The sequence below is a fragment of the Paenibacillus sediminis genome (assembly GCF_017873765.1).
Lineage (GTDB): Bacteria > Bacillota > Bacilli > Paenibacillales > Paenibacillaceae > Paenibacillus_AG > Paenibacillus_AG sediminis.
Genome location: NZ_JAGGKP010000029.1, coordinates 1 through 1,625, shown reverse-complemented (window position 1 = coordinate 1,625; position 1,625 = coordinate 1). Strand labels below are relative to the sequence as shown.

The 1,625-nt window shown below is 52.1% G+C and carries 2 tRNA genes and 2 rRNA genes; all 4 read left to right on the top strand.

The window, feature by feature from the left end:
* A 5S ribosomal RNA gene (rrf, locus tag J2Z20_RS17810) occupies window positions 1-94 on the top strand; the annotation flags it as partial.
* 7 nt (window positions 95-101) lie between these two features.
* Window positions 102-178, top strand: a tRNA-Ile gene (locus tag J2Z20_RS17805).
* 25 nt (window positions 179-203) lie between these two features.
* Window positions 204-279 (top strand) — tRNA-Ala (locus J2Z20_RS17800).
* Window positions 280-410: 131 nt separating this feature from the next.
* Window positions 411-1,625, top strand: a 23S ribosomal RNA gene (locus tag J2Z20_RS17795); the annotation flags it as partial.

Below are 1,625 nucleotides of genomic sequence, written 5' to 3'. Positions count from 1 at the left end.
TCCACGCGTACCCATACCGAACACGACCGTTAAGCCCTCCAGCGCCGATGGTACTTGGACCGAAGGGTCCTGGGAGAGTAGGACGTTGCCAAGCGTGATATGGGCCCTTAGCTCAGCTGGTTAGAGCGCACCCCTGATAAGGGTGAGGTCGGTGGTTCGAGTCCACTAGGGCCCACCATTCCAAACAATTATATATTTGATATGGGGCCATAGCTCAGCTGGGAGAGCGCCTGCCTTGCAAGCAGGAGGTCAGCGGTTCGATCCCGCTTGGCTCCACCATAAATACCATCTATTTGTGTTTAATATTGATCCTTGAAAACTAGATACCGAAACGAATTTGCGTTTTAGAAATATCCTTTTAGCTGAACTTGTGTCAAACAAGTTTACGTAGTAAAAGTAGCAACAACTTAGGTTAAGCTACTAAGAGCACACGGAGGATGCCTAGGCGCTAGGAGCCGAAGAAGGACGTGGCGAACAACGATACTGCCTCGGGGAGCTGTAAGCAAGCTTTGATCCGGGGATGTCCGAATGGGGAAACCCGGCTGCTGTAATAGGCAGTCACCGCTACCTGAACACATAGGGTAGAGGGAGGCATACCAGGGGAACTGAAACATCTAAGTACCCTGAGGAAGAGAAAACAAGAGTGATTCCGGTAGTAGCGGCGAGCGAACACGGAGAAGCCTAAACCGATCAGCTTGCTGGTCGGGGTTGTGGGACGTCTCACATGGAGTAAGAAAGGGTTAGAGTAGACGAAGAAGTCTGGAAAGGCTCGTCAAAGAAGGTAACAACCCTGTAGTTTAAACTCTGACCCCTCCGAGACGGATCCCGAGTAGTGCGGGGCACGTGAAACCCCGTATGAATCTGGCAGGACCATCTGCTAAGGCTAAATACTCCCTAGCGACCGATAGTGAAGCAGTACCGTGAGGGAAAGGTGAAAAGGACCCCGGAAGGGGAGTGAAAAAGAACCTGAAACCGTGTGCTTACAAGAAGTCAGAGCCCAATTTAGGGGTGATGGCGTGCCTTTTGTAGAATGAACCGGCGAGTTACGCTCCCGTGCAAGGTTAAGGTGAAGAGCCGAAGCCGCAGCGAAAGCGAGTCTGAATAGGGCGACTAAGTACGTGGGCGTAGACCCGAAACCGTGTGATCTACCCCTGTCCAGGGTGAAGGTGCGGTAACACGCACTGGAGGCCCGAACCCACGAACGTTGAAAAGTTCGGGGATGAGGTGGGGGTAGCGGAGAAATTCCAATCGAACTCGGAGATAGCTGGTTCTCCCCGAAATAGCTTTAGGGCTAGCCTCGGAAGAAGAGTCGTGGAGGTAGAGCACTGATTGGGTGCGGGGCCCGCCAAGGGTTACCAAGCTCAGTCAAACTCCGAATGCCATAGACTTATATCCGGGAGTCAGACAGTGAGTGCTAAGATCCATTGTCAAAAGGGAAACAGCCCAGACCATCAGCTAAGGTCCCCAAGTGTGTGTTAAGTGGGAAAGGATGTGGAGTTGCACAGACAACCAGGATGTTGGCTTAGAAGCAGCCACCATTTAAAGAGTGCGTAATAGCTCACTGGTCGAGTGACTCTGCGCCGAAAATGTAACGGGGCTAAACACACCACCGAAGCTATGGCTTG